Below are 20,380 nucleotides of genomic sequence, written 5' to 3'. Positions count from 1 at the left end.
TGAAAAACAAAAAGGCTAATCAACAAAGATTAACCTCATATATTGTTCTTCATAAGTATCACTTCTGAAAGTGCCTAAATAGCATTGCCTCAATGCAATGCAAGTAACACACATAAATACAAAAATATGAAAAAAAAATGCAAATGGAAGGGTTTTCCCCCTTCCATTAGAAGGCGTTTGCAAATCGTTAATCTGAGCCTTTTGCTATCGCTTTTCTTAAATGTGCATGCATCGGCCGAATTGCTGGCGCAAGGGGTCGATCTTAACGTGAAAGGCGTTAAAGTAAGGGCGGCTCTGAAGGCCCTAAAGAAACAGACGGGCTATTACATCATGTTTAACGAAAGCGATATTGCCAAAAACCTGACGGTGGAGGTTAATATTGAGAATGCCAGCCTTGAGGAGGCACTCAACAGTATCCTCGATGGTCTGCCCTTGCAATACAGTATTATTGACGACTATGTGCTGATTAAGAAAAAGGCCATGGTGAAGGCTCAAGCCAGTTCGCAGCCCGAGCGGGTGAGTGTCAAAGGGGTGATTCTTGATGAGGCCGGTGAACCCGTACCCTTTGCTGCTATTCGCCTGAAGGATACAACCATTGGTACGATGTCGAATGTAATGGGCGAGTATGAGTTGGAGTTCGATAATACAGGCGATGTGACCATTGAGGTTTCAAGCCTGGGTTTTGAGTCAAGCTTTACGGCTTATACCGGACAGGAAGTGCTGAATATAAAGCTCGAATCATCATCGGCCGGCCTCGACGAGGTGGTTGTGGTGGCTTACGGTGTGCGTAAGAAGGGAACCATTACCGGTTCGGTATCAACGGTGAAATCAGAAAAGATGGAGAATATACCCGCTGCCAGTTTCGATCAGGCATTGCAAGGCCAGGCACCCGGCCTGATGGTAACCTCCAATTCGGGTGAGCCCAGTAAGGCGGCTACCTTCCAGATCCGTGGTACTAACTCACTAAGTTCCGGCACATCACCCCTGTTCATTCTTGATGGGGTAGCCATTAGTAGTGCCGATTTTAATGCGATCAGTCCTGGCGATATTGAGTCTGTGTCGGTGCTGAAGGATGCTTCATCAACCTCTATTTACGGGGCACGTGCAGCCAATGGTGTGGTGGTTATTACTACTAAGCGTGGTCGTTCCATGGATGGTGGACGCGTTACTTTTCGCGCGCAGGCCGGTTTCTCGCAGCTAGCGCAGAGCGACTGGCACATCATGAATACAGCCGAACGTATTCAATATGAAAAAGAGATTGGACTGGATGCCGGTCAGGATTACAATGCGCTGAGTAAGATAGATATTAACTGGTTGGATATGGTGTTTAATGATTCTGCCCCCTTACAGAATTATGAGCTATCATTTAATGGCGCTACCGAAAAAACCAATTATTTTGTATCGGGCGGTGTTTACGATCAGGAAGGAATTGCCGCTGGTTCTCACTTTAGCCGCTACAACTTCCGCGCTAACCTAGAGACCCGTGCCAAAGAATGGCTGAAGCTGGGTACTAACTCCATGGTGGCTTATGAAGAGATTGAACAGGCCGATGATGGGCAGTACGCTTTGTATACCCCCATTTCAGCAACTCGCTTTATGTTGCCTTACTGGAATCCTTACCGTGAAGACGGTAGCCTGGCATCCATTAATGATGGCAGCTGGAAGGGAATTGGAGAGAACCCACTGGAATGGATGGAAAATAATCCCTTGCGTTATAAAAAATACAAAGCCATCACTACTTTCTTTGCTGAAATAACACCCATGGAAGGGATGACCATCCGCAGTTTGGTAGGTGCCGATTATTCGCATTCAACGGGTTTTATGCAGTCGTTCCCCAGCTATAAGCCTAATAATGGCTATGGCCGTGCCGGACGTAACTCAGCCGATGCTTTGAATCTGACCATTACCAATACCATCAACTATCGTTTCCGCCTAAAAGACATCCATGGTTTTAACTTTATGCTTGGGCAGGAAGGTGTTGATTACCGTTCCGAGAGTTTTCAGGTAGTTAGCAGTGGTCAAACCAACGATCACCTTACCAATGTATCATCGGGCACCCGCGCATCTTCATGGGGCGATTCCATGGGCGAGTACAGCTTCTTGTCATTCTTCGGGCGTGGCGAGTATGCACTTAACGATCGTTATTTTCTTGATTTCTCGGTGCGTACTGATGCTTCATCGCGCTTTGGTAAAGACGGACGCTGGGCTACATTTTGGTCGGCCGGTTTAATGTGGAACCTGCATCAGGAGGATTTTATGAAGCAGTTCCACAGCTGGTTAAGTAATGCTCAGGTATCGGTAAGTACTGGTACTTCGGGTAACTCGGCCATCCCCAACTACGATCATCTGGCACTGGTAGCCGGAGGTATTAATTATGGTGGTGATGCAGGTATTGCACCGCTTCATCGTGGTAATGAGCTGATGGGTTGGGAGAAGTTGTGGACCAGCAACGTGGCTTTGCGTTTGGGCTTTTTTAACCGTCTGAACCTGGATGCTGAATTTTACAATAAGGAAACCACCGACATGCTGATGGAGGTGCCTGTTTCAATGACGGATGGTGGCTTTGGTTTCCGCTGGGATAACGTGGGTACAATGATTAACCGTGGTGTAGAGGTGAACCTGAACGCCGACCTGATCCGTAACAACCATCTCACCTGGAATGTAAATGCCATGGTGTCGTACAATAAAAATGAGATTACGGAATTGTATAACGGGCTGGATGAGTATGAGATTTCGAGCTCGGGTACCAAGTTTGTTGTGGGACATGCGGCCAGTGAATTTTATATTAATCGCTTTGCCGGCGTTAATCCGGCTAATGGCGATGCACTATGGTATGATAAAGATGGCAACATTACTACCGAATACCGCGAGTCGGATAAGGTGATGGTAGGCAAGAGCTATACCGCACCCTGGCAGGGTGGTTTTGGCACAACGCTTAGCTGGAAAGGACTAATGCTATCAGCCCAGTTTAGCTGGGTGGCCGATCGTTATATGTTTAATAACGACCGTTTCTTTGAGGAGAGCAATGGTTTGTATGCTGCTTATAACCAGTCGAACCGTTTGCTTTACGACCGATGGAAGAAACCGGGTGATATGACTGACATACCTCGTCATGGTGTAACACCACAGATGGACTCCCGCTTCCTGGAAGATGCCTCTTTCTTGCGTCTGAAGAATGTGATGTTGAGCTACAGCCTTCCCGAGCGATACCTAGATGCTACTAAATTTTTCAAACAGGCCAAGGTGTATGTGCAGGGACAAAACCTGTTTACTTTCACTGATTTTACCGGTCTAGATCCGGAATCGTCATCCAATGTGTATAAGGCACAGTACCCGGCATCACAACAATTTACATTTGGACTGGAAGTGACTTTCTAAAATAATATATCAGGAACGATGAAAAGACTTAAATTATATATTCTATGTATTGGTATGGCCTTGTCGGCGGCTTCCTGCCTCGATAAATATCCGGAGCATGCCATACCGGAGGGAGAAGCCATGACCACTGTGCATGAAGCCAATCAGGTGGTGATTGGCATTTATGCAGCTTTTAAAAGCCCGGCTTTATACAGTGGTTATCTCACCCTGTTGCCCGACTTGCAAACCGACCTGGCCTATGCTGTACAGGGGTATTCTAATACTTACGGTGATATTTGGCGTTGGGACATATTGGCCACCAACACCCAAGTGTCAGCTGTTTATCAGCAGCTATATACCGTTATCGGACGTTGTAATTTCTTTTTAGAAAATATAGAAAAAGTAGCATCCAATACACATGATAATGCTGATTTGGCGACGCTTGATAGTTATAAGGGAGAAGTGTATTTTGCACGCGCTCTGGCCTATTCCGAGCTTATTAAGATGTTTTGTAAGGCCTATGATCCGGCCACTGCAGAAAATGAGTTGGGTGTTGTTTTGGTGGATAGCTACTCTAATGCAGGTCGCCCTACTCGCGCCTCTTTAAAGGAGTCTTATGCGTTTGTATTGAACGATCTGGAGCTTGCATCCAATTACTTACAGATGGATCTGTCGGGTGATGAGACCCTTTTCAATACCGGCTATTTCAACATTGGTACCGTTAATGCCCTTTATGCACGTACATACTTGTATATGCAGGATTGGGAAAAGGCAGTTGACTATTCAAGCCGCGTAATCGATAGCAACAAGTATTTCCTTTCGAGTGTAAATCAGGCTTCGTCAGATCCCAACTTCAATGCCTATGAGTACATGTGGCAGTACGATGCGGCCACTGAGATTATCTGGAAGGTACACTTTGAGGTGAACTCTTTTGGAGGAAGCCTGGGACGGATTTTCTTTAATTTCGATTTCCGCTCTTACAAACCGGACTACATACCGGCTACTTGGGTGTTAAATTCTTATGAATCAGCAGACCTACGCTACAATGCCTTTTTTGCCATGGCACAAACAGGTTACAGTCACGGTTTGGTTCATCCTTTAGTAGTTAAGTATTTTGGTAACAGAAATTTTGTAGCCAACAATATCTTGCATGTGAATATGCCCAAGCCTTTCCGCCTTGCTGAGCAGTATCTTATTCGCGCCGAGGCTTATTGCCATATGGGTACTGTGGGTTATGGTAAAGCTGCGAAGGATATTACCACATTGCGTAATGCACGCTATGCTTCTTACGGTTCCACCTCGCTTAACGCCGATAACTGGCAGCAGGTAATCGAAGAGGAGCGCGTGAAGGAATTGTACATGGAAGGTTTCCGTTTGCAGGATCTTAAGCGTTGGGGAATGGGATTTGAGCGTAAAGCACAACAGCTGACTGTAAATCCAGGTAATAACCTTAAAGTGGAGGCTGATAATCCTTTGTTCGTGTGGCCTATTCCGCAGCATGAACTGCAATCACCTGATGCCGACATTCAACCCAACGAGAGTAATAAATAATGTATACCGATAAACTGATAAAAATGAAACAAATAGTAGCAGTATTTGCGTTTATCGCTACGCTTATTATTGCCCTGCCATCCTGCGATGGTACGGCCGACCGGGTTACCTATGACGGGCCGGAGTACGTGATGTTTTCCGACACTTTAACTTACTTCCCAGTGTCCGACAGTGAGACCTACTTGCATGTGCCCATCGCTTCAACCGTGGCTAGCGACCGGGATCGTACCTATGCCGTTGAAATTGATGATGAGAATAGTAGTGCCGTGGAGGGGATTCATTACGAGCTGGCCTCCAACTCGGTGACCATCAAAGCGGGGGAGCGTGCTGCTGATTTGAAGATCAGAGGCCTGGTTGAGAATATTAGTGAAGACGATGAATTGTCCATTTCATTCAAGCTGATTGTGGAAGACGCCGTTAGATGGGAGGAGTATGGTACCCGCACTCGGGTGCAAATGCTCAAGTCCTGTCCTTTTGATATGGCGGCCTTTACCGGATATTGTAAGGTCACTTCTACCTTCTTCCGCGAGTACATGGGAAATACAGATTTTCGTTTGGTGCACTCTGATATGCTTAATGTTGAGGATAACAGTATTGTAATTCGTGATTTCTTCTATAAGGGTTATGATATAGAAATAAGTCTTGATAGCAGTAATCCATTGGAGCCTTTCGTATCTATGGCACCTCAGGTGTTAGGAAGCACGGCCGAGGCCTTTGGTACCATACATGGTAATGGTAAGTTGATGGTGGCACCCATTCCTTCTTATATATCTTACTATAACGTTTGTCAGCGTTTTGTAGTGCAGTATGCAGCTGTTTATGTTGATGATGTGGGTACTGTGGGTAACTATGTTAACGTTATCGAATGGATCAGTGATGAAGAGGCTGAGCGCCTGAAGAAACAAGGATATTAAAAAAGAAAGTTGTAACAGATGAAGAATATTAAATTTTATTTGTGGTTTCTGATTGCTTCTGTCGCGCTCATTACCTGGGCTTGCGATGATGACAGTGATGAAAGCACGCCCATTTTTCCAACGCTCCAGCAGGTAGCCGGTGATGTGGGCGAAACAAAGGCACTTAGTTTTGAGGCTAGTAACGATTGGACTTTGACTTCTTCGGCTCTTTGGTGTCGTTTTGAAGAGGAAGGGCAAGCGCGTTATAGCTGCTCCGGAAAGGCCGGGTCTGCTTCGGTGAACATTTATATTACGAATGAGGCATCGGCGGTGCATAAGGACTATAAAGCCGAACTGACCTTGATAATGGGTGGCGAGGATGCCGTCATTTTTGAAGTAACACGCCCACAAACAGGTTACGAATTGTACGCTTACAATGCCGATAAAACGGTTAAGTACAGTGCTGAGCATCCTTTTGTGCAGGATTATTCAGGCGACAGCGTGCTGCTGATCAGTGCCAATGCTGATTGGGTGCTGGAGGCAATGCCCGCATTAGATTTCTCAATGACAAATTCCTATGCTGAAGCCGGTCAGGAAGTGGAGATAAAGCCTGATCTTGCCACCGGAATCGAATACCGTAAATCTGCCTGGGAGGATGTACTTACATTTAGAAATAAAGAAGGTGAAGTAATGGCTGAGTTGCCGGTACGCTATGATGGTATGCCAGCCGATAAAATAGAGTTTAGCAACGAGAATGCAATTGGGCATGCAATTACCTTTTCGCACGATGGTGGCAGCTATAACCTGTTGGGGCAGGATGCACCCGCTCCTATGCCCTTGAGTGTTATTGCTCGCAACGATCAATATACCGCAGTGTATGTTGATTACATTGAAGGGATGAATGAGATGACCTGGGAGTATGAATACACCTTCACCATTATGGATGAGGCTGATAGCTGGATTTTTGTGGATGACGACTCCAAAGGCAATATGGATGTGTATGTCTCGCCCAACCCGGCTGATATTCGCAATGCTTTTTTAATGATATTTCCCAATGCTGTGTATGAAACCGTGAAAGCCGATTTTGCCAACCAGGTGCTTTCTACCAGCGAAGGTATCGTCTATGAATATGTGCAATATCTGGCCGGTCGTTTTAGTCAGTCTGCTAATCCCTCATTAACAAACGGCTTTGATGTTACCGATGGTAACTTCGAACCGCTCTACGATGCAGGTGGTGCAGTAATTGAGACCATCAGTTATATGGATGCTATTGGCGATATGAGTGAGGCAGAGCTGATTCAGAAATACGGTACAAGCAATGTTTCTATACTATCGTTACCCTTGGGCATAAGCTATGATTATATCATTGCTAAGCCCCGCGGATTTACCGGTTATTATATCATGTCCAGTGGTTTTGATGTGTGGCAAAATGTGGAAGTATATGGTGCTATGCTGGATGCCGAGATTATGGGCATTGGGCCTGATGTAACAGGTCCTACCATGATGGGTGTTCAGTTCATAGATCCGGAGCAGGGTTCGGTGTATGGCGTCCTTTTAATTACACGATATTAAAGTTACTGTCGGATGCCCGCAACGGTGTGTGGTATCCGACATCAATAAAAAAATAAATTTTAGACCTATGAAATCTAAAATAATGAGTATAAAAGGCCTTGTGTTATTCGGCTGGTTAATGGCACTGTCATTGACCTTCGGTGCTTGCTCCGACGATGATGTCGAAAGTTTGCAGGCCGAGTATGGATACGCTCAGTTTAAGCTTTTCAAGAGCGGTTCCTACTTAAAATCGAGTGCAATAGAAAGCAACAGGCTTCAGTATTTGGGGGAGGCCGAAAAAATGAAGATAGTACTGCTTAACAATCAGGATGGTAGTGAGGTGACACAAACTGTAAGCCTGCGTGCCATGGGCGGTCACCCGGAATTGGGTCTGCGCAGCGATAAGCTGAAGCTGATGGCCGGAGACTATGCCGTGGTAGGATTTTTCCTTTATAAAGCAGAGGGGCAGGAGCTGAAGCCTATCTTTTCGGGTGAGCCCGAGGAAAAAACTGTGCTTGGGGTTACCAAGGGAGGCTTAACGGTGCAGGATATTGTGGTAAAAGTAGTGGAGCGAGGCAGTGCCTCATTCAGCCTGAAGAAGAACATTGTTGCGGAGGCCAAAGCGGCCGCCAATGCGGATAAATATCAGTTCTCGCAGGTGCGCTACGCCACCCTTTATCTTGAGAATCAGTTTAACAAGGCTAAAAAAACACTGGGTTATCTGCCGTTTAGTTATCAGCAGATGTACAATGATGAAGGAGTGCTCACTGGGGTGGCCAAAAGCGATTCTATCCTTTCGCTGAAGGCCGGACAGTACAAAGTGCTTTCGTATACTTTATACGATGCAAACAAAAGAACTCTGGATGCTGACATGCTGTTGGATGAGACACTTTTTGAAGTTAAAGACAATGCGCACACAGGTGTTGATGTGGCTGTAAATATACATCGCAGTGCCGCCTATATTCAGGATTACCTGGCCTTACGCCAGATATGGGAAGCATTGGATGGACCCAACTGGAGCTACGAAGATCAGCAGTTTCCCGTGGGAACTAACTGGGACTTTAATAAAGAGATTGACCTGTGGGGACAACAGCCCGGTGTGGGGCTTAATGCCAAAGGACGTGTTGCAGTGCTTAACCTGGGTTCTTTTGGCGCTCGTGGTAAGGTGCCGGCTGCTATTGGTCAGCTTACTGAGCTTACCGTTTTAACGCTGGGTACACACTCCGATCCTGTAGGTGGTAATATGCCCGAGCAGTGGGAAGGCGAAGTATCGCCGGCGCAGAAGTTGGCCTGGCGCAACGATTACTACAATCGCTTTATAAAAAAGGATGTGAAAGCTTCCTTCTCTGAGCCGCTTCGTTTTGGTTTTGAGCTAATGGGTGATAATACGCCTGCTGAGGCACCGGCCAACGGCATGCCTTCTATCTCTACCAAAGATGTGGTGACGGGCACCTTGACCAATGGTATCACGGGTGTGTCAAGTGAGATATCAAAGCTTACCAAGTTACAGCAGCTTTTTATTGCCAATGGTAAGTTCAGCGATTTTGATCCGGGTACAGACTTTTCGCTGATGATCGACCTCACCGATGTGGAGTTGTACAACTGTCCTTCGATGACGGCACTTCCTGCCGCTTTGTTCACCATGCCCAATATTGAACTGCTTAACCTGGCTAATAATCCGCAAGTGCCTGCGGCCGCCTTTGAAGCAGGACTCGATCAGTTGGCACAATCGCCTACGGCGGCTAAGCTGCAGATTTTATACCTACGCAACAACCGCCTGACTACTTTGCCTGGCAGTATTCGTAATTTCAAAAAGCTGGGTAAGCTCGACTGTGCCTACAACGAGCTGGTAAGGATTCCAGCATTCGGTAAGGAAATTAATCTGGTGCAGCTTAATATGGATCATAACCAGATTACTGAAATTCCTACTATTGATGGCTATTACTGTGGTTATGAGGATGTGGAAACCTTCTCGTTTGCCCATAACAAGCTTACTGTGTTCCCCGATATTTTTAATGCGCGCAGCATGTTCACCATGGAGTCGGTAGATTTCTCATTCAACGAAATCAGCAGCATCGAAGGGGGCGATAGTTATAATGGTATTAGAGTTACTACCCTTGTACTTGCGGGTAACCGTTTATCGGCATTTCCCGCGGAATTTGCTTCCAGCAATTCAACCATTAAAATGCTTAACCTGCGTGGCAATGGCATGAAGACATTCCCCAAAGGGGTGCTCAGTGGTGAAAATAGTTTCTTTTTGGAGTCATTGGATCTTACGTTTAATGAACTAACGGAGTTGCCTAGTGATTTTAATGCAGTAACACTGCCGTATCTCTATGGCATTGATCTGAGTCATAATCGTTTTGATCATATTCCGCGTGGCCCGCTCAATGTATCACGTCTTACGGTGTTTGCTTTCCGAAATCAGCGCGATGCCGACGGTTTGCGTATCATGCGACAGTGGCCTAAGGGTATCAGCACTTGTCCGAGTCTGCGTGCCCTTTATTTAGGTGGTAATGATCTGCGTAAGGTTGACGATACCATCTCACCAAACATTTACATGTTCGAGATTAAAGATAACCCCAATATCTCCATTGATATTTCAAATGTGTGTCCGTACATAAGAGCAGGTTATTACAATCTGATTTACGACCGTACACAGGATATCAGAGGGTGCGATTACTTAGATCTTATCTAAAACGATTATCTAAAGAAAAAAATATAGCAGATGAAACGATTCTTAAAATATGCTTTCGGCCTGTTGTTAGTGTCTTGTCTGGTCATCGCTTGCGATGATTCGGATGATAACGCCATCTCAGGTTTTTCGATTGATACAAGCGAGCTGACCCTGGGTGCCGAGGGAGGTACGCAGGTAATTAAAGTAAGCTCAGGCAGTAAATGGGTAGTAAGGGTTAATCAACCCTGGATTAAGGTAGTACCTTCCAATGGCTTTGGTAATGTGGAGTGCGATGTGGTAGTTGATACCAGCTTATCCAACGAGATAAGGGAGGCACAGATCACTTTTTTACCCGCGAATCAGCCGGTGCAGGATGTGGCCGTGCATCAAACCGGCTTTGGTAAGATGATTGGCCTAAGCACCCAACAGGTGGAAGTGGCCAATATGGGAAAATATGGGAAGCGATATTTTGAAATTGACGTTACAACAAACGTCGATTTTAAAGTAGAGATTCCCTATGAATCACAGAGCTGGATTAAGCTGGAGAAACAACCTGATGTGACACTCGATTATGGAGCGCGTCCACAAACGACAAAGGTTCGTTTTAACTGGGAGATGAATACTGAGCCGCAAGCCCGTGAGGTAGCCATCAACTTTGTGCCGGTATACGAAGAGGACGTGCTAGAGCAGGAGGTTGTACTGAATGTAATGCAGGAGGCTGCACCGCTTATTGAGGATAACCGTGCCGGTGACTCGCTTGCTTTAATCATTATCAAAGAAAAGCTCAACGGTATGGTCAGTTGGGATATGACTGATAAGATTGACTTTTGGGATGGAATTAGCGTGTGGGAAAAAACAGATGAAGGGGTAAGTCCTGAAATGGTAGGTCGCGTACGCCGCTTGGATATGCGTCTGATTAATACTAAGGAAGGCCTGCCCATGGAACTGGGTAAGTTGCGTTACCTTGAGTCCCTGGTGATCTATGGTAATGCTAACCGCCATATCTTGCCCGATCGCTTGATGATGGGACCTGCGCTGGCCGAGTTAGAGTACCTGAAGCATCTTACGATTGGATCCTATGGCATTACTGATATCAATCCCAATCTGGAGTTGACAAAGCCTAAGGCAACTTTAGAAAGCTTAAACTTAACTGCCAATAACTTTACTTCGCTGCCTTACTCCATTAGCAATTACAACTTTCCAAAGCTTATTGCACTGAATTTGGGCGGTATGCGTCGTTACGATACAAAAAAAGATCTGCGCGATGATGTATGGCAGGCTAACTGGGGAATGCGTATTCCGGCATCTCAGATTACTAGACTGTTTGAGTGGGAAAAACTGGAATATCTGCACCTTTCGTATGGCTATATCTATGGCGAATTGCCGGATATGAAAGGCTGGAATGCCAAATACTATACAGCTGAGCAAATAGCGGCCAATGATACACTCAATAGTGCATCAGAAGCCAATAAGCAACGATTGATGACCGAAATACCTCGTGTGTTACCCAATATCAAAGAGCTGGCATTAAACCTGAATTTCCTCAGTGGTAATCTGCCTGATTGGTTGCTGTACCACCCGCGACTCAACGATTTCCTTCCTGATATGAAAATTTTCACCCAGGAGAATGGTTACGACCGTAACGGCAATGTGCCACGCTTTGATAATGCACCGGAAAATATGGAGTATTTCTATGAATTTTATCCGGCAGCAAGGCCTGAATATTTAGAATAGACGCTTAAAAATTAAAGAAATGAAACAATATATTTTATTATTGTCTGCCCTAATGCTGGTTCTTGTAGCTTGCAGTCGCAGTACTATAGATGATGACCTGAAGTCACTCGAACAGGAGGCAGCACCGATCATTAACGTGCCACAGGGTGCCATTAAAGGTGAAATATTGGTGAAGTTTAATGGCACTGCGACCAGTGCTTTTGAGAAGGTAGCCCTTAAATCAGCCGGTATCGGCCTTAAACACTCAGGTCTTGAGGAGGTTGATCGGGTACTTACCCAAATTGGAACACGACAGCTTAAGCGTGTATTTCCGGTAGATAAAAGCAAGGAGATGCAAACCCGCGAAAAGGGTCTTAACCGTTGGTATGTGGTGCATTTTGATGAGGCTGCCGATCTGCAAAAGGTAGCCCGTCAGCTGGCCGGCATGGAAGGGGTTGACAAGGTTCAGTACAGTCACCCAATTCGTCGTGCTTACAATCCCGAGCAACGTGCTACAGGCATGCAGCCTGCCACCAAGGCAGCGCTCAAGCAGAGCCGTGTTGCCGGCTTTAACGATCCTGGCCTGGCTGCTCAGTGGGGCTATGTGAACAATGGCCGTCTGTTGGCCGATGGAACCACCAATCAGTATGGCGATGAGATTGTTCAGGCCATTCAGGGTATGGATGTAGGATGTAAGGAAGCCTGGGAGCTTTGTACCGGTGATCCCTCCATTATTGTGGCGGTGCTTGACGAAGGAGTAATGTTCAATCATCCGGATTTGAAGGCCAATATGTGGGTGAATGAAGGGGAGACCTTCGCCTCCGATGAGGATGCTGATGGCAACGGCTATGCCGGTGATCGTTATGGTTTTAACTTTGTAACCGATCGTGGTTTGATTACCTATAACGGCCCTATGGATACAGGACACGGAACACACGTGGCCGGCACCATTGCTGCCGTTAATAATAACGGAACAGGTGTGAGTGGCGTCGCAGGAGGTGACGGAACCGTTAATAGTGGTGTTAAAATCATGTCCTGTCAAGTGTTTGATAACAGTCGTAGTGTGTCGATGTATCAGGAGGCCATGGCCATAAAATATGCGGCAGATAATGGGGCTGTCGTGTTGCAGTGTAGCTGGGGATACAACTCCGGCTTGGCCAACCCAATTGAATATATGCCCGGTTTTACCAGCGATGAGCAATGGCTGGAGAATGCACCGCTGGAAAAAGAAGCACTAGATTATTTTATTCATAATGCCGGATCGCCCAATGGTGTGATTGATGGTGGTATTGTGGTATTTGCCAGTGGTAACGAAAGTGCTGCGATGGCGGGTTACCCAAGTGCTTACCCCGATTATATCTCAGTTACCTCATTGGCAGCAGACGGTACTCCCTCGTGCTTTTCTAATTATGGGCATGGAGCAAGTATTGCAGCACCCGGTGGTGATGGCGATTATCATCTTTGCGATGAAGGTAAGATATTATCAACCGTTCCGCCCTTCGAAGGAGAGTATTACGGATACATGGAAGGCACATCTATGGCCTGTCCACATGTATCAGGCGTAGTGGCCTTAGGTCTGTCTTATGCCGCTCAGTTAAATCGTCACTTTCGGGCCGACGAATTTCGCAATATGGTGATGAATGCAGTATCAGATGCTACTTTGGAGTCGTATTTTGCCGATACCAAGACTTATTATATTAACTATGCTAATTATGGTTTTACAGCACCCATGCAGATGCAGCCCGAGTCATACAAGGGACAGATGGGTGCCGGAATTATTAATGCTTACAAACTTTTGAAAGCCGTTGAAGGAGCTGGTGTAGAAATGAAGGTACCCAATGTACTGGTGGCTGTCGAAGGCTTATCACGAATTAATTTTGCCCGCTATTTTACGGGATCTCAGGGGCTTACTTTTAGTTGTAGGGTAACAGATCAATCGGTAGCAACGGCAAGCACTGATGATCAGGTGACTTTTTCTTTCTCCGGATTAATGATTGGTTCCACCATGGTTACGGTGAAGGCCAGCGATGGTCGGGAACAAACTTTTTACATCACTGTGCGCAATGGTGATGGATGGCTTTAATGCATTAGGATGAAACGATTTGTCGCATATATAGGCATGATTATATTACTGGGTGCTGTGTCCTTTGGGGCACAGGCCCAGGTAATTGACCTGGCTGCCCGCGATGCCGCTATGCAGCCCCCTTTGCTCAAGCAAGGACGTTTGTTGAAGCTTAGTCAGAACACGTGGGAGCTTGATACCATCCATCAGTCCGACGAAGCACTGACGCAGGCTTTTGAATTGACCAATTGTGGCGACAGCAGTATGCTCATTGCCCGTGTGGATGCCTGTTGTGGTTGCCGTGTTATTAGCTATCCTGAAAAGGCCATAGCGCCCAAAGGGAGTGCAGAGTTGGTCATATTGCTCAATCCGGGTAAAATGAAGATGGATTTTAAGCGCGATATATGGGTTTATGCCGGGCTTTCTGATCAGCAGCCGGTAGCGCACCTTTCCGTTAGAGGTTATGCCAAGGAAGCTAAAGCCTTGTGTGAGCTGCCTAATAATTGATAAATCAAAACAGTACAAACTAATTAAAGAGATAAAAATGAAGTTTCTTATCAATATATTCGTCGTGTTTGCCCTAGGCCTCGGCTTTGTGTCGTGCAGCAACGACGATGATGAAGTATTTGTAGATCCAACACTGGATGTGAACTATGCTAATATGGCCGGCACCTGGCGCCTGAGTGAGTGGAACGGCGAGAAGATGGACGGTGATACCCGTTATTATTACATCACGCTGGATCGTTTTGAAAATGGGGGTACTTATCGCTATGAGATCTACACCAACCTAAACAGCTTCGTGTCGGAGCACATCACCGGTACTTATCAATTGGGCGAGACCGAAGATATGAAGCCCACTATCAGTGGTACTTTTGATTACACCCTTACGGGCGACGATGCCTGGCTGTATGACTATCTCATTACCGAGCTGTATGAGACATCAGTAAAGTGGACTGCGACCGATGATGCTGAAGAAGTGCGTGTGTATACCCGCTGCAGCGAAGTGCCTGCCGACATAGTGAACGGCATACAATTCTAGAAGATTAATAGAAAAGCCGCTTGCAAGGCTTCAATGATCGTAAAAAGGCGTACCATGGGTGCGCCTTTTTTAGTAGATGGCAGTATTATTATTTAAGTTTGCATAACCTTATATAATATTGTCCGTATCCAAAAACCATAATACCTCTACTTATCGCTTGAGTTAAAGATTTTATTTGATTGAAATGAGTATCATTATTAGTTCTGAAAGTGCTGAAAAAATAAAAGAAGGGAACGAGGCAGAGTTTAAAAAAGTATATACTCGAACAGCAGAAAATCTTTATAATTTCATTTTATCTTATGTGAAAGATGCTGGTGAGGCAGAGGAATTACTGCAACAACTATTTGTTAAGTTCTGGGAGAAAAGATCAGGCATTGATCCCAACAAAAACGTATCCTCCTTTTTATACAAAGTGGCTGCTAATCTTGTTTATGATCATTTAAGGCAAATTAGTGTGGCAAGGGAATTAATCGATGTTGATGAAATAGGTTGCGATGACGTGGCGCACAATGATTTGATGGAAAATATCGATCATTCAGAATTGCAGCAGCAAATATTTGAAATTGTAGAGCAACTGCCAGAACAACGAAAAAAGATATTTATCCTTAGTCGTAGGGAAGGTCTTTCACATGACGAGATTTCCCAAGAACTTTCTATATCACGCAGAACGGTGGAAAATCAAATTTATCGTGCCCTGCAGACTATAAAGAAGGAATTAAGCTCCAATGAAGCATGGAGCGACCTACTCACCTTTGCTTGTTTATATTATAATTTTATGGCTTACTAAAATTGTAACTTTAACTTTTATTGTTGACTGGTTTTACTTTTTGTCAATAAACAGGGGCAGATTTCATTATTTTTTGCAACTAAGCATCAACCATTAAGATGTTTTTTAAAAAAAATGTAAAAAAATGTCATTTCCGCGTGAGTAGTTGAGTCCTCTTTCACGTATTAAGTATGTAACAGATGCTAAACATGCTTAATGATGAAGGATAAAATTAGATTTTTACTCAAGCTTTATAAGGAAGGAAATTTAAAGCGTGATCAACTTCAGGAGTTGAGTGATCTATTGAAAAAAGATGACTTGGCTGATGTTTTTGAACAAGAGTTGTTCGAAGATTTAAGCAATTTTACTTCTTATAAATCATCTAAAGGTATCGACTTCGATACAACTTACGCAAAAATTCGAAAGCGAATACGCCCGGTTATTACCTTGCCTGTTTCCAAAATTAAGTTAGCTGCCGTGGCGGCTTCTATTATTGGGTTTTTGCTATTGTCATCTGTTTTATTGACGAATACTGGCTTTTATTTTGGCGACAGCATGGAAGTTTTTGCTCAGGATGAGACTAAAGAAATTATTTTGCCTGATGGGACAACAGTTATCATTAATAAGAACAGTCATCTTAAGTACGAAAGGGGTTGGTTAGCTACAGAGCGTAAGGTGAAGCTTGTAGGCGAGGGTTTGTTTGATGTTGTACATAATGGGCAGCCTTTTGTTGTTGAGGCAAATGATACAAAAATAAGGGTGTTGGGAACCTTGTTTAATGTTTATGCTCCCAAAGACCATCAGATATGCGAAACAACCTTACTTGAAGGTAAAGTAGCAATTCGTGTAAAGGAAGACTTACCTGAATCAAAAGATGTGTTTCTAAAGCCCGGCGAGCAATATGTAAATGATATTAGCGGGAATCGCCGATCGTTGAATATTGTAGATGCTAGTTTATATTCCAATTGGAGTCAACCTCAAATTCGTTTTGAAAATCAATCTTTCCATAATCTTCTTTTGGTATTGGAGCGTCGTTTTCAAACTTCATTCACAGTGAAGGATGAATCTCTTTACCAATGTCATTTCGATGGAGTTGTACGAGATGAGTCTTTGACTGAAGTATTGGAAGTTATAAGTATGATTTTACCAATAAACTATACAATCATGAATGATCAAACTGTAATTATCGATAAAAATGAATAGAAGAAAGGGGGCGTTAAAGTAAACGGCCGATGGTACCAGCATCAGCCGTTAATGGTTAAAGAATCCAAGGGTTAAATGTATTTGAATTAATTAACACACAGAGAATACTAAGTTATGAAAAAAAAACCAAATTGTTTATCCTTCCTAAAAAGGGGAAGGCAAGCTGTATGGCGTATTTTAAATGTATCGCTTCTGCTACTTTTGTTTACGCAGTTTCAGGCAGGAGCAACGAATAGTTTAGACAAAACAAAAGTGTCACTGTCGGTAAGTGATGCGCAATTACTTGAAGTTTTAAATTTGTTGGAAGATCAAACGAATGTATCTTTTTTCTTTCAGCGCGAGCAATTGGACCTGAACCGTTTGGTTACCATTGCCGTGGAGGATGTGGACTTAAATGAAGTCCTGAATATTTTGTTCGAAGGGCAAGCCGTTGATTATAATCAGGTTTCAAGTAATCTGGTGGTTTTAAAACCTTCGCAAGCGGCTTCCAACAGCCAGGAAGGGCAGGAAGTTGTAGAAATAAAAGTGAGTGGTAAGGTAACGGATGATAAGGGTGAACCAATACCCGGCGTTAGTATTGCCATTAAAGAAACAACTTTAGGAACTGCTACCGATATGGATGGACGCTACACGATTAAAGTGCCTGTTAACTCCGTTCTGGTTTATTCTTTTATTGGTATGAAACCTCATGAAGTACGTGTTACAAACCAAAAAGTACTGGATGTAGTTTTACAGAGCGGTGACGTGGATATCGACGAGGTAGTAGTGGTTGGTTTCGGAAAGCAGCGCAAAACCAGTGTTGTATCTTCTTTAAGTTCTGTTAAACCTGGCGATATTACTGTACCTACCCGTAACTTAACCAACAGTCTTGCCGGTCAGGTGTCAGGTCTTATTGCTGTACAACGTTCGGGCGAACCCGGGTACGATAATGCATCTTTTTGGATTCGTGGTGTGAGTACCTTCGCAGGGGGGACAAATCCCTTGGTTTTGGTCGATGGTGTACCTCGTAATATGAACGATATTGAGCCTGACGAAATTGAAACCTTCTCGGTATTAAAGGATGCTGCTGCTACTGCGGTATATGGTGCGCAGGGTGCAAACGGTGTTGTTTTAATTACCACCAAGCGTGGTGGTGTTGAACGTGCCAAAATTACTTTCCGTACCGAGCATTCTATTTCAACCCCCACACGTCTGCCTGAGTTTGTCGGTTCAGTAGATTATATGAACTTGTATAATGAGGCTATGACGAACGATGGCGAATCGCCATTATTTAGCGAAGAACTTATTGACAAATATCGTAACAATGAAGACCCGGATCTTTATCCAAATACCAATTGGTTGGATTTGATGCTTAAAGATCATACTTCAAACCACCGTTATACATTAAATGTAAAAGGTGGTACCGAGAGGGCTCGCTATTTCGTTTCCGGAGCGTATTATAACGAGTCAGGGTTATTCCAGCAAAACCCAACCGATAAGTATGATACAAGTATTGGGTTGAATCGCTATAACCTTCGCTCTAATATTGACCTAGACGTAACGCGAACTACCCTTGTTAAAGTGGATTTGGCAGGTCAGTATCTTGAAAACACCTTTCCGGGCACCGGTACACCGCAGATATTTAGGTCAATGCTGATTACACCTCCGCACGTGTTTCCTGCATACTATAGCGATGGTGTTATTGCGACTTATCCACAAGAGCGTGATGCCAATATGCGTAATCCCTGGAACCTATTAATGCATTCGGGCTATGCCAAAGAGTGGCGTACATCCATGCAGTCTAAGGTTGGGGTTAACCAAAAACTTGACTTTGTAACCAAAGGGCTTTCGGCAAAAGTGAATGTAAGCTTTGACTTTGACAGTAATTTTTACTCGCGTCGTACTTTTAATCCATCGCGTTACCATGCTGATAGTCGTAACGAAGACGGCAGCCTGAACTATACACAAGTTGTTTCCGGACAACCCGATTTATCCAACCCAAATACCAGCTCAAGCAATACGAAGCATATTTATATTGAGGGAGCCGTTAATTATTCCCGTACCTTTGATGATATGCACAAGGTAGGTGGTATGTTATTGTATCATCAGCGCGAATCACAACATGCCAATAATGCGCTTCCTTTTCGTAAGCAGGGTGCCGTAGGCCGTTTTACCTATGGTTTTAGCGACCGTTATTTTGTAGAAGCAAACTTTGGTTTTTCGGGTTCTGAAACTTTTGCCAAGGGGCACCGTTTTGGATTTTTCCCATCGGTAGGGGCTGCCTATTATATTTCTAACGAACCCTTCTATCCGGAAGGCTTGCGTAAGATCATTAGCAACATGAAACTGCGTTACTCTTATGGTATTACGGGTAATGATAATACTGGGGGTGAACGTTTTCTGTACCGTGCTACCTTTACCACAAATGGTCCCGGTTTCAGTCAGGGGATTGGTGATAACGGAGGTACTAACACAATTGGGAACGGAATCTATGAGAACCGATTTGCTGCACCATACCTTTCATGGGAAATTGAAACCAAGCAAAACGTGGGTGTTGAAATGAGCTTTATGAATAATAAAGTGAATTTGATGGTGGACTATTTCAACTCAGAGCGTAGGGACATTCTGCTGCAACGCCGCACTGTATCACAGGTGGGTGGGTTTCGTTCAGACCCATGGCAAAACTATGGTATTGTTAAAAACCATGGTATTGATGCGTCATTAGATGGTAAAAGGAGTTTTGGCGATTTTACAGTGGGCGTGCGCTCCACATTTACCTTCGCACGGAACAAAATTGTTGAGTATGACGAGTTGGAACAGCCTTACCCATGGATGAGCGTTACCGGTACGCGTGTAAATGAAAATACGGTTTACATTGCTGATGGCTTATACACTGATAATGATTTTATTATCGGCACCAATCCCAATGGTACAAATAACTACACCTTGCGCGACCATCTGCCTCAGCCTACTTTAGGTGGTATGATAGGACCGGGTGATATTAAATACAAAGATATTAACGGTGATGGAATTATTGATGCCTATGATAAGGTACGAGGTGTAGGTAACCCAAGTGTGCCAGAAATTGTTTATGGTTTTGGAGTATCTCTTCAATACAAGGGTTTTTATGCCAATGCCTTTTTCCAGGGAGTGGCCAATACCTCTGTGCGTTTGGGAGGTGCAACACCGGAAGGATGGTATCCCTTTGCATGGGGTGTAGACCAATCTAACTATCGCACCTTTGCATTGGATAGATGGACTCCTGAAAATCCAAGTCAGGATGTGTTAATGCCCCGTTTACATCGCAATGGATCAGCCAATGCCAATAATCAGGTGCCAAGTACCTGGTGGTTGAAAGACGGTTCCTTTTTACGATTTAAAAACCTGGAAGTGGGTTACAACTTCAGCAAAAACGATCTTCGCTTCCTGCGACTTGAGCACGCTCGTTTGTACGTGATGGGGCATAATATTGCCTTGTGGGACGATATTAAACATTTCGATCCTGAGTCGGGTAACTCAAATGGAGGATTAAATTATCCATTAGCACGCACTTTTACAGTAGGTTTAGATATAACATTTTAGAGAAGGA

At 44.5% G+C, this 20,380-nt stretch carries 12 protein-coding genes; all 12 read left to right on the top strand.

Features of this window, described 5'->3' with window-relative positions; genetic code table 11:
* The first annotated feature begins 126 nt into the window (after positions 1 to 126).
* The 12 genes from ACRD7A_RS15105 to ACRD7A_RS15050 all read left to right on the top strand — a co-directional run bounded on the left by ACRD7A_RS15105 (position 127) and on the right by ACRD7A_RS15050 (position 20,373).
* Complete coding sequence (locus ACRD7A_RS15105) at positions 127 to 3,378, top strand: TonB-dependent receptor (RefSeq protein ID WP_430812797.1); 3,252 nt, start codon at positions 127 to 129, stop codon at positions 3,376 to 3,378.
* Positions 3,379 to 3,396: 18 nt separating this feature from the next.
* Positions 3,397 to 4,908 (top strand): RagB/SusD family nutrient uptake outer membrane protein, encoded by a 1,512-nt coding sequence (locus ACRD7A_RS15100; protein ID WP_430812796.1) that lies wholly within the window; start codon positions 3,397 to 3,399, stop codon positions 4,906 to 4,908.
* Positions 4,909 to 4,931: 23 nt separating this feature from the next.
* Positions 4,932 to 5,822, top strand: coding sequence for a DUF4984 domain-containing protein (locus ACRD7A_RS15095; RefSeq protein WP_430812795.1), 891 nt, complete (start codon positions 4,932 to 4,934; stop codon positions 5,820 to 5,822).
* A gap of 18 nt (positions 5,823 to 5,840) precedes the next feature.
* Complete coding sequence (locus tag ACRD7A_RS15090; protein ID WP_430812794.1) at positions 5,841 to 7,373, top strand: DUF8477 domain-containing protein; 1,533 nt, start codon at positions 5,841 to 5,843, stop codon at positions 7,371 to 7,373.
* Positions 7,374 to 7,440: 67 nt separating this feature from the next.
* Positions 7,441 to 10,050, top strand: coding sequence for a DUF4458 domain-containing protein (locus tag ACRD7A_RS15085; protein ID WP_430812793.1), 2,610 nt, complete (start codon positions 7,441 to 7,443; stop codon positions 10,048 to 10,050).
* Between the two features lie 30 nt (positions 10,051 to 10,080).
* Complete coding sequence (locus tag ACRD7A_RS15080) at positions 10,081 to 11,763, top strand: hypothetical protein (RefSeq protein ID WP_430812792.1); 1,683 nt, start codon at positions 10,081 to 10,083, stop codon at positions 11,761 to 11,763.
* Between the two features lie 19 nt (positions 11,764 to 11,782).
* Complete coding sequence (locus tag ACRD7A_RS15075) at positions 11,783 to 13,825, top strand: S8 family serine peptidase (protein WP_430812791.1); 2,043 nt, start codon at positions 11,783 to 11,785, stop codon at positions 13,823 to 13,825.
* Positions 13,826 to 13,834: 9 nt separating this feature from the next.
* Positions 13,835 to 14,311, top strand: coding sequence for a DUF1573 domain-containing protein (locus tag ACRD7A_RS15070; RefSeq protein ID WP_430812790.1), 477 nt, complete (start codon positions 13,835 to 13,837; stop codon positions 14,309 to 14,311).
* Between the two features lie 37 nt (positions 14,312 to 14,348).
* Entirely contained in the window at positions 14,349 to 14,843 is a 495-nt protein-coding gene (locus ACRD7A_RS15065; RefSeq protein WP_430812789.1) for a hypothetical protein, read from the top strand.
* Between the two features lie 184 nt (positions 14,844 to 15,027).
* Positions 15,028 to 15,630, top strand: coding sequence for an RNA polymerase sigma factor (locus ACRD7A_RS15060; protein WP_430812788.1), 603 nt, complete (start codon positions 15,028 to 15,030; stop codon positions 15,628 to 15,630).
* A 195-nt stretch (positions 15,631 to 15,825) separates the two neighbouring features.
* On the top strand, positions 15,826 to 16,812 hold the full coding sequence (locus tag ACRD7A_RS15055; RefSeq protein WP_430812787.1) for a FecR family protein: 987 nt from the start codon (positions 15,826 to 15,828) through the stop codon (positions 16,810 to 16,812).
* A 114-nt stretch (positions 16,813 to 16,926) separates the two neighbouring features.
* On the top strand, positions 16,927 to 20,373 hold the full coding sequence (locus ACRD7A_RS15050; protein WP_430812786.1) for a TonB-dependent receptor: 3,447 nt from the start codon (positions 16,927 to 16,929) through the stop codon (positions 20,371 to 20,373).
* Positions 20,374 to 20,380: the final 7 nt, after the last annotated feature.

This window comes from Carboxylicivirga longa (assembly GCF_050589825.1).
Lineage (GTDB): Bacteria > Bacteroidota > Bacteroidia > Bacteroidales > Marinilabiliaceae > Carboxylicivirga > Carboxylicivirga longa.
Note: the sequence above shows the minus strand (reverse complement) of the source record. Positions and strands in the feature narration are given on the sequence as shown.

Bases quoted from the DNA above. Each gene is read 5' to 3' on its own strand.
- ACRD7A_RS15105 (WP_430812797.1), top strand. From the start codon at position 127: ATGAAAAAAAAATGCAAATGGAAGGGTTTTCCCCCTTCCATTAGAAGG.
- ACRD7A_RS15100 (WP_430812796.1), top strand. From the start codon at position 3,397: ATGAAAAGACTTAAATTATATATTCTATGTATTGGTATGGCCTTGTCG.
- ACRD7A_RS15095 (WP_430812795.1), top strand. From the start codon at position 4,932: ATGAAACAAATAGTAGCAGTATTTGCGTTTATCGCTACGCTTATTATT.
- ACRD7A_RS15090 (WP_430812794.1), top strand. From the start codon at position 5,841: ATGAAGAATATTAAATTTTATTTGTGGTTTCTGATTGCTTCTGTCGCG.
- ACRD7A_RS15085 (WP_430812793.1), top strand. From the start codon at position 7,441: ATGAAATCTAAAATAATGAGTATAAAAGGCCTTGTGTTATTCGGCTGG.
- ACRD7A_RS15080 (WP_430812792.1), top strand. From the start codon at position 10,081: ATGAAACGATTCTTAAAATATGCTTTCGGCCTGTTGTTAGTGTCTTGT.
- ACRD7A_RS15075 (WP_430812791.1), top strand. From the start codon at position 11,783: ATGAAACAATATATTTTATTATTGTCTGCCCTAATGCTGGTTCTTGTA.
- ACRD7A_RS15070 (WP_430812790.1), top strand. From the start codon at position 13,835: ATGAAACGATTTGTCGCATATATAGGCATGATTATATTACTGGGTGCT.
- ACRD7A_RS15065 (WP_430812789.1), top strand. From the start codon at position 14,349: ATGAAGTTTCTTATCAATATATTCGTCGTGTTTGCCCTAGGCCTCGGC.
- ACRD7A_RS15060 (WP_430812788.1), top strand. From the start codon at position 15,028: ATGAGTATCATTATTAGTTCTGAAAGTGCTGAAAAAATAAAAGAAGGG.
- ACRD7A_RS15055 (WP_430812787.1), top strand. From the start codon at position 15,826: ATGATGAAGGATAAAATTAGATTTTTACTCAAGCTTTATAAGGAAGGA.
- ACRD7A_RS15050 (WP_430812786.1), top strand. From the start codon at position 16,927: ATGAAAAAAAAACCAAATTGTTTATCCTTCCTAAAAAGGGGAAGGCAA.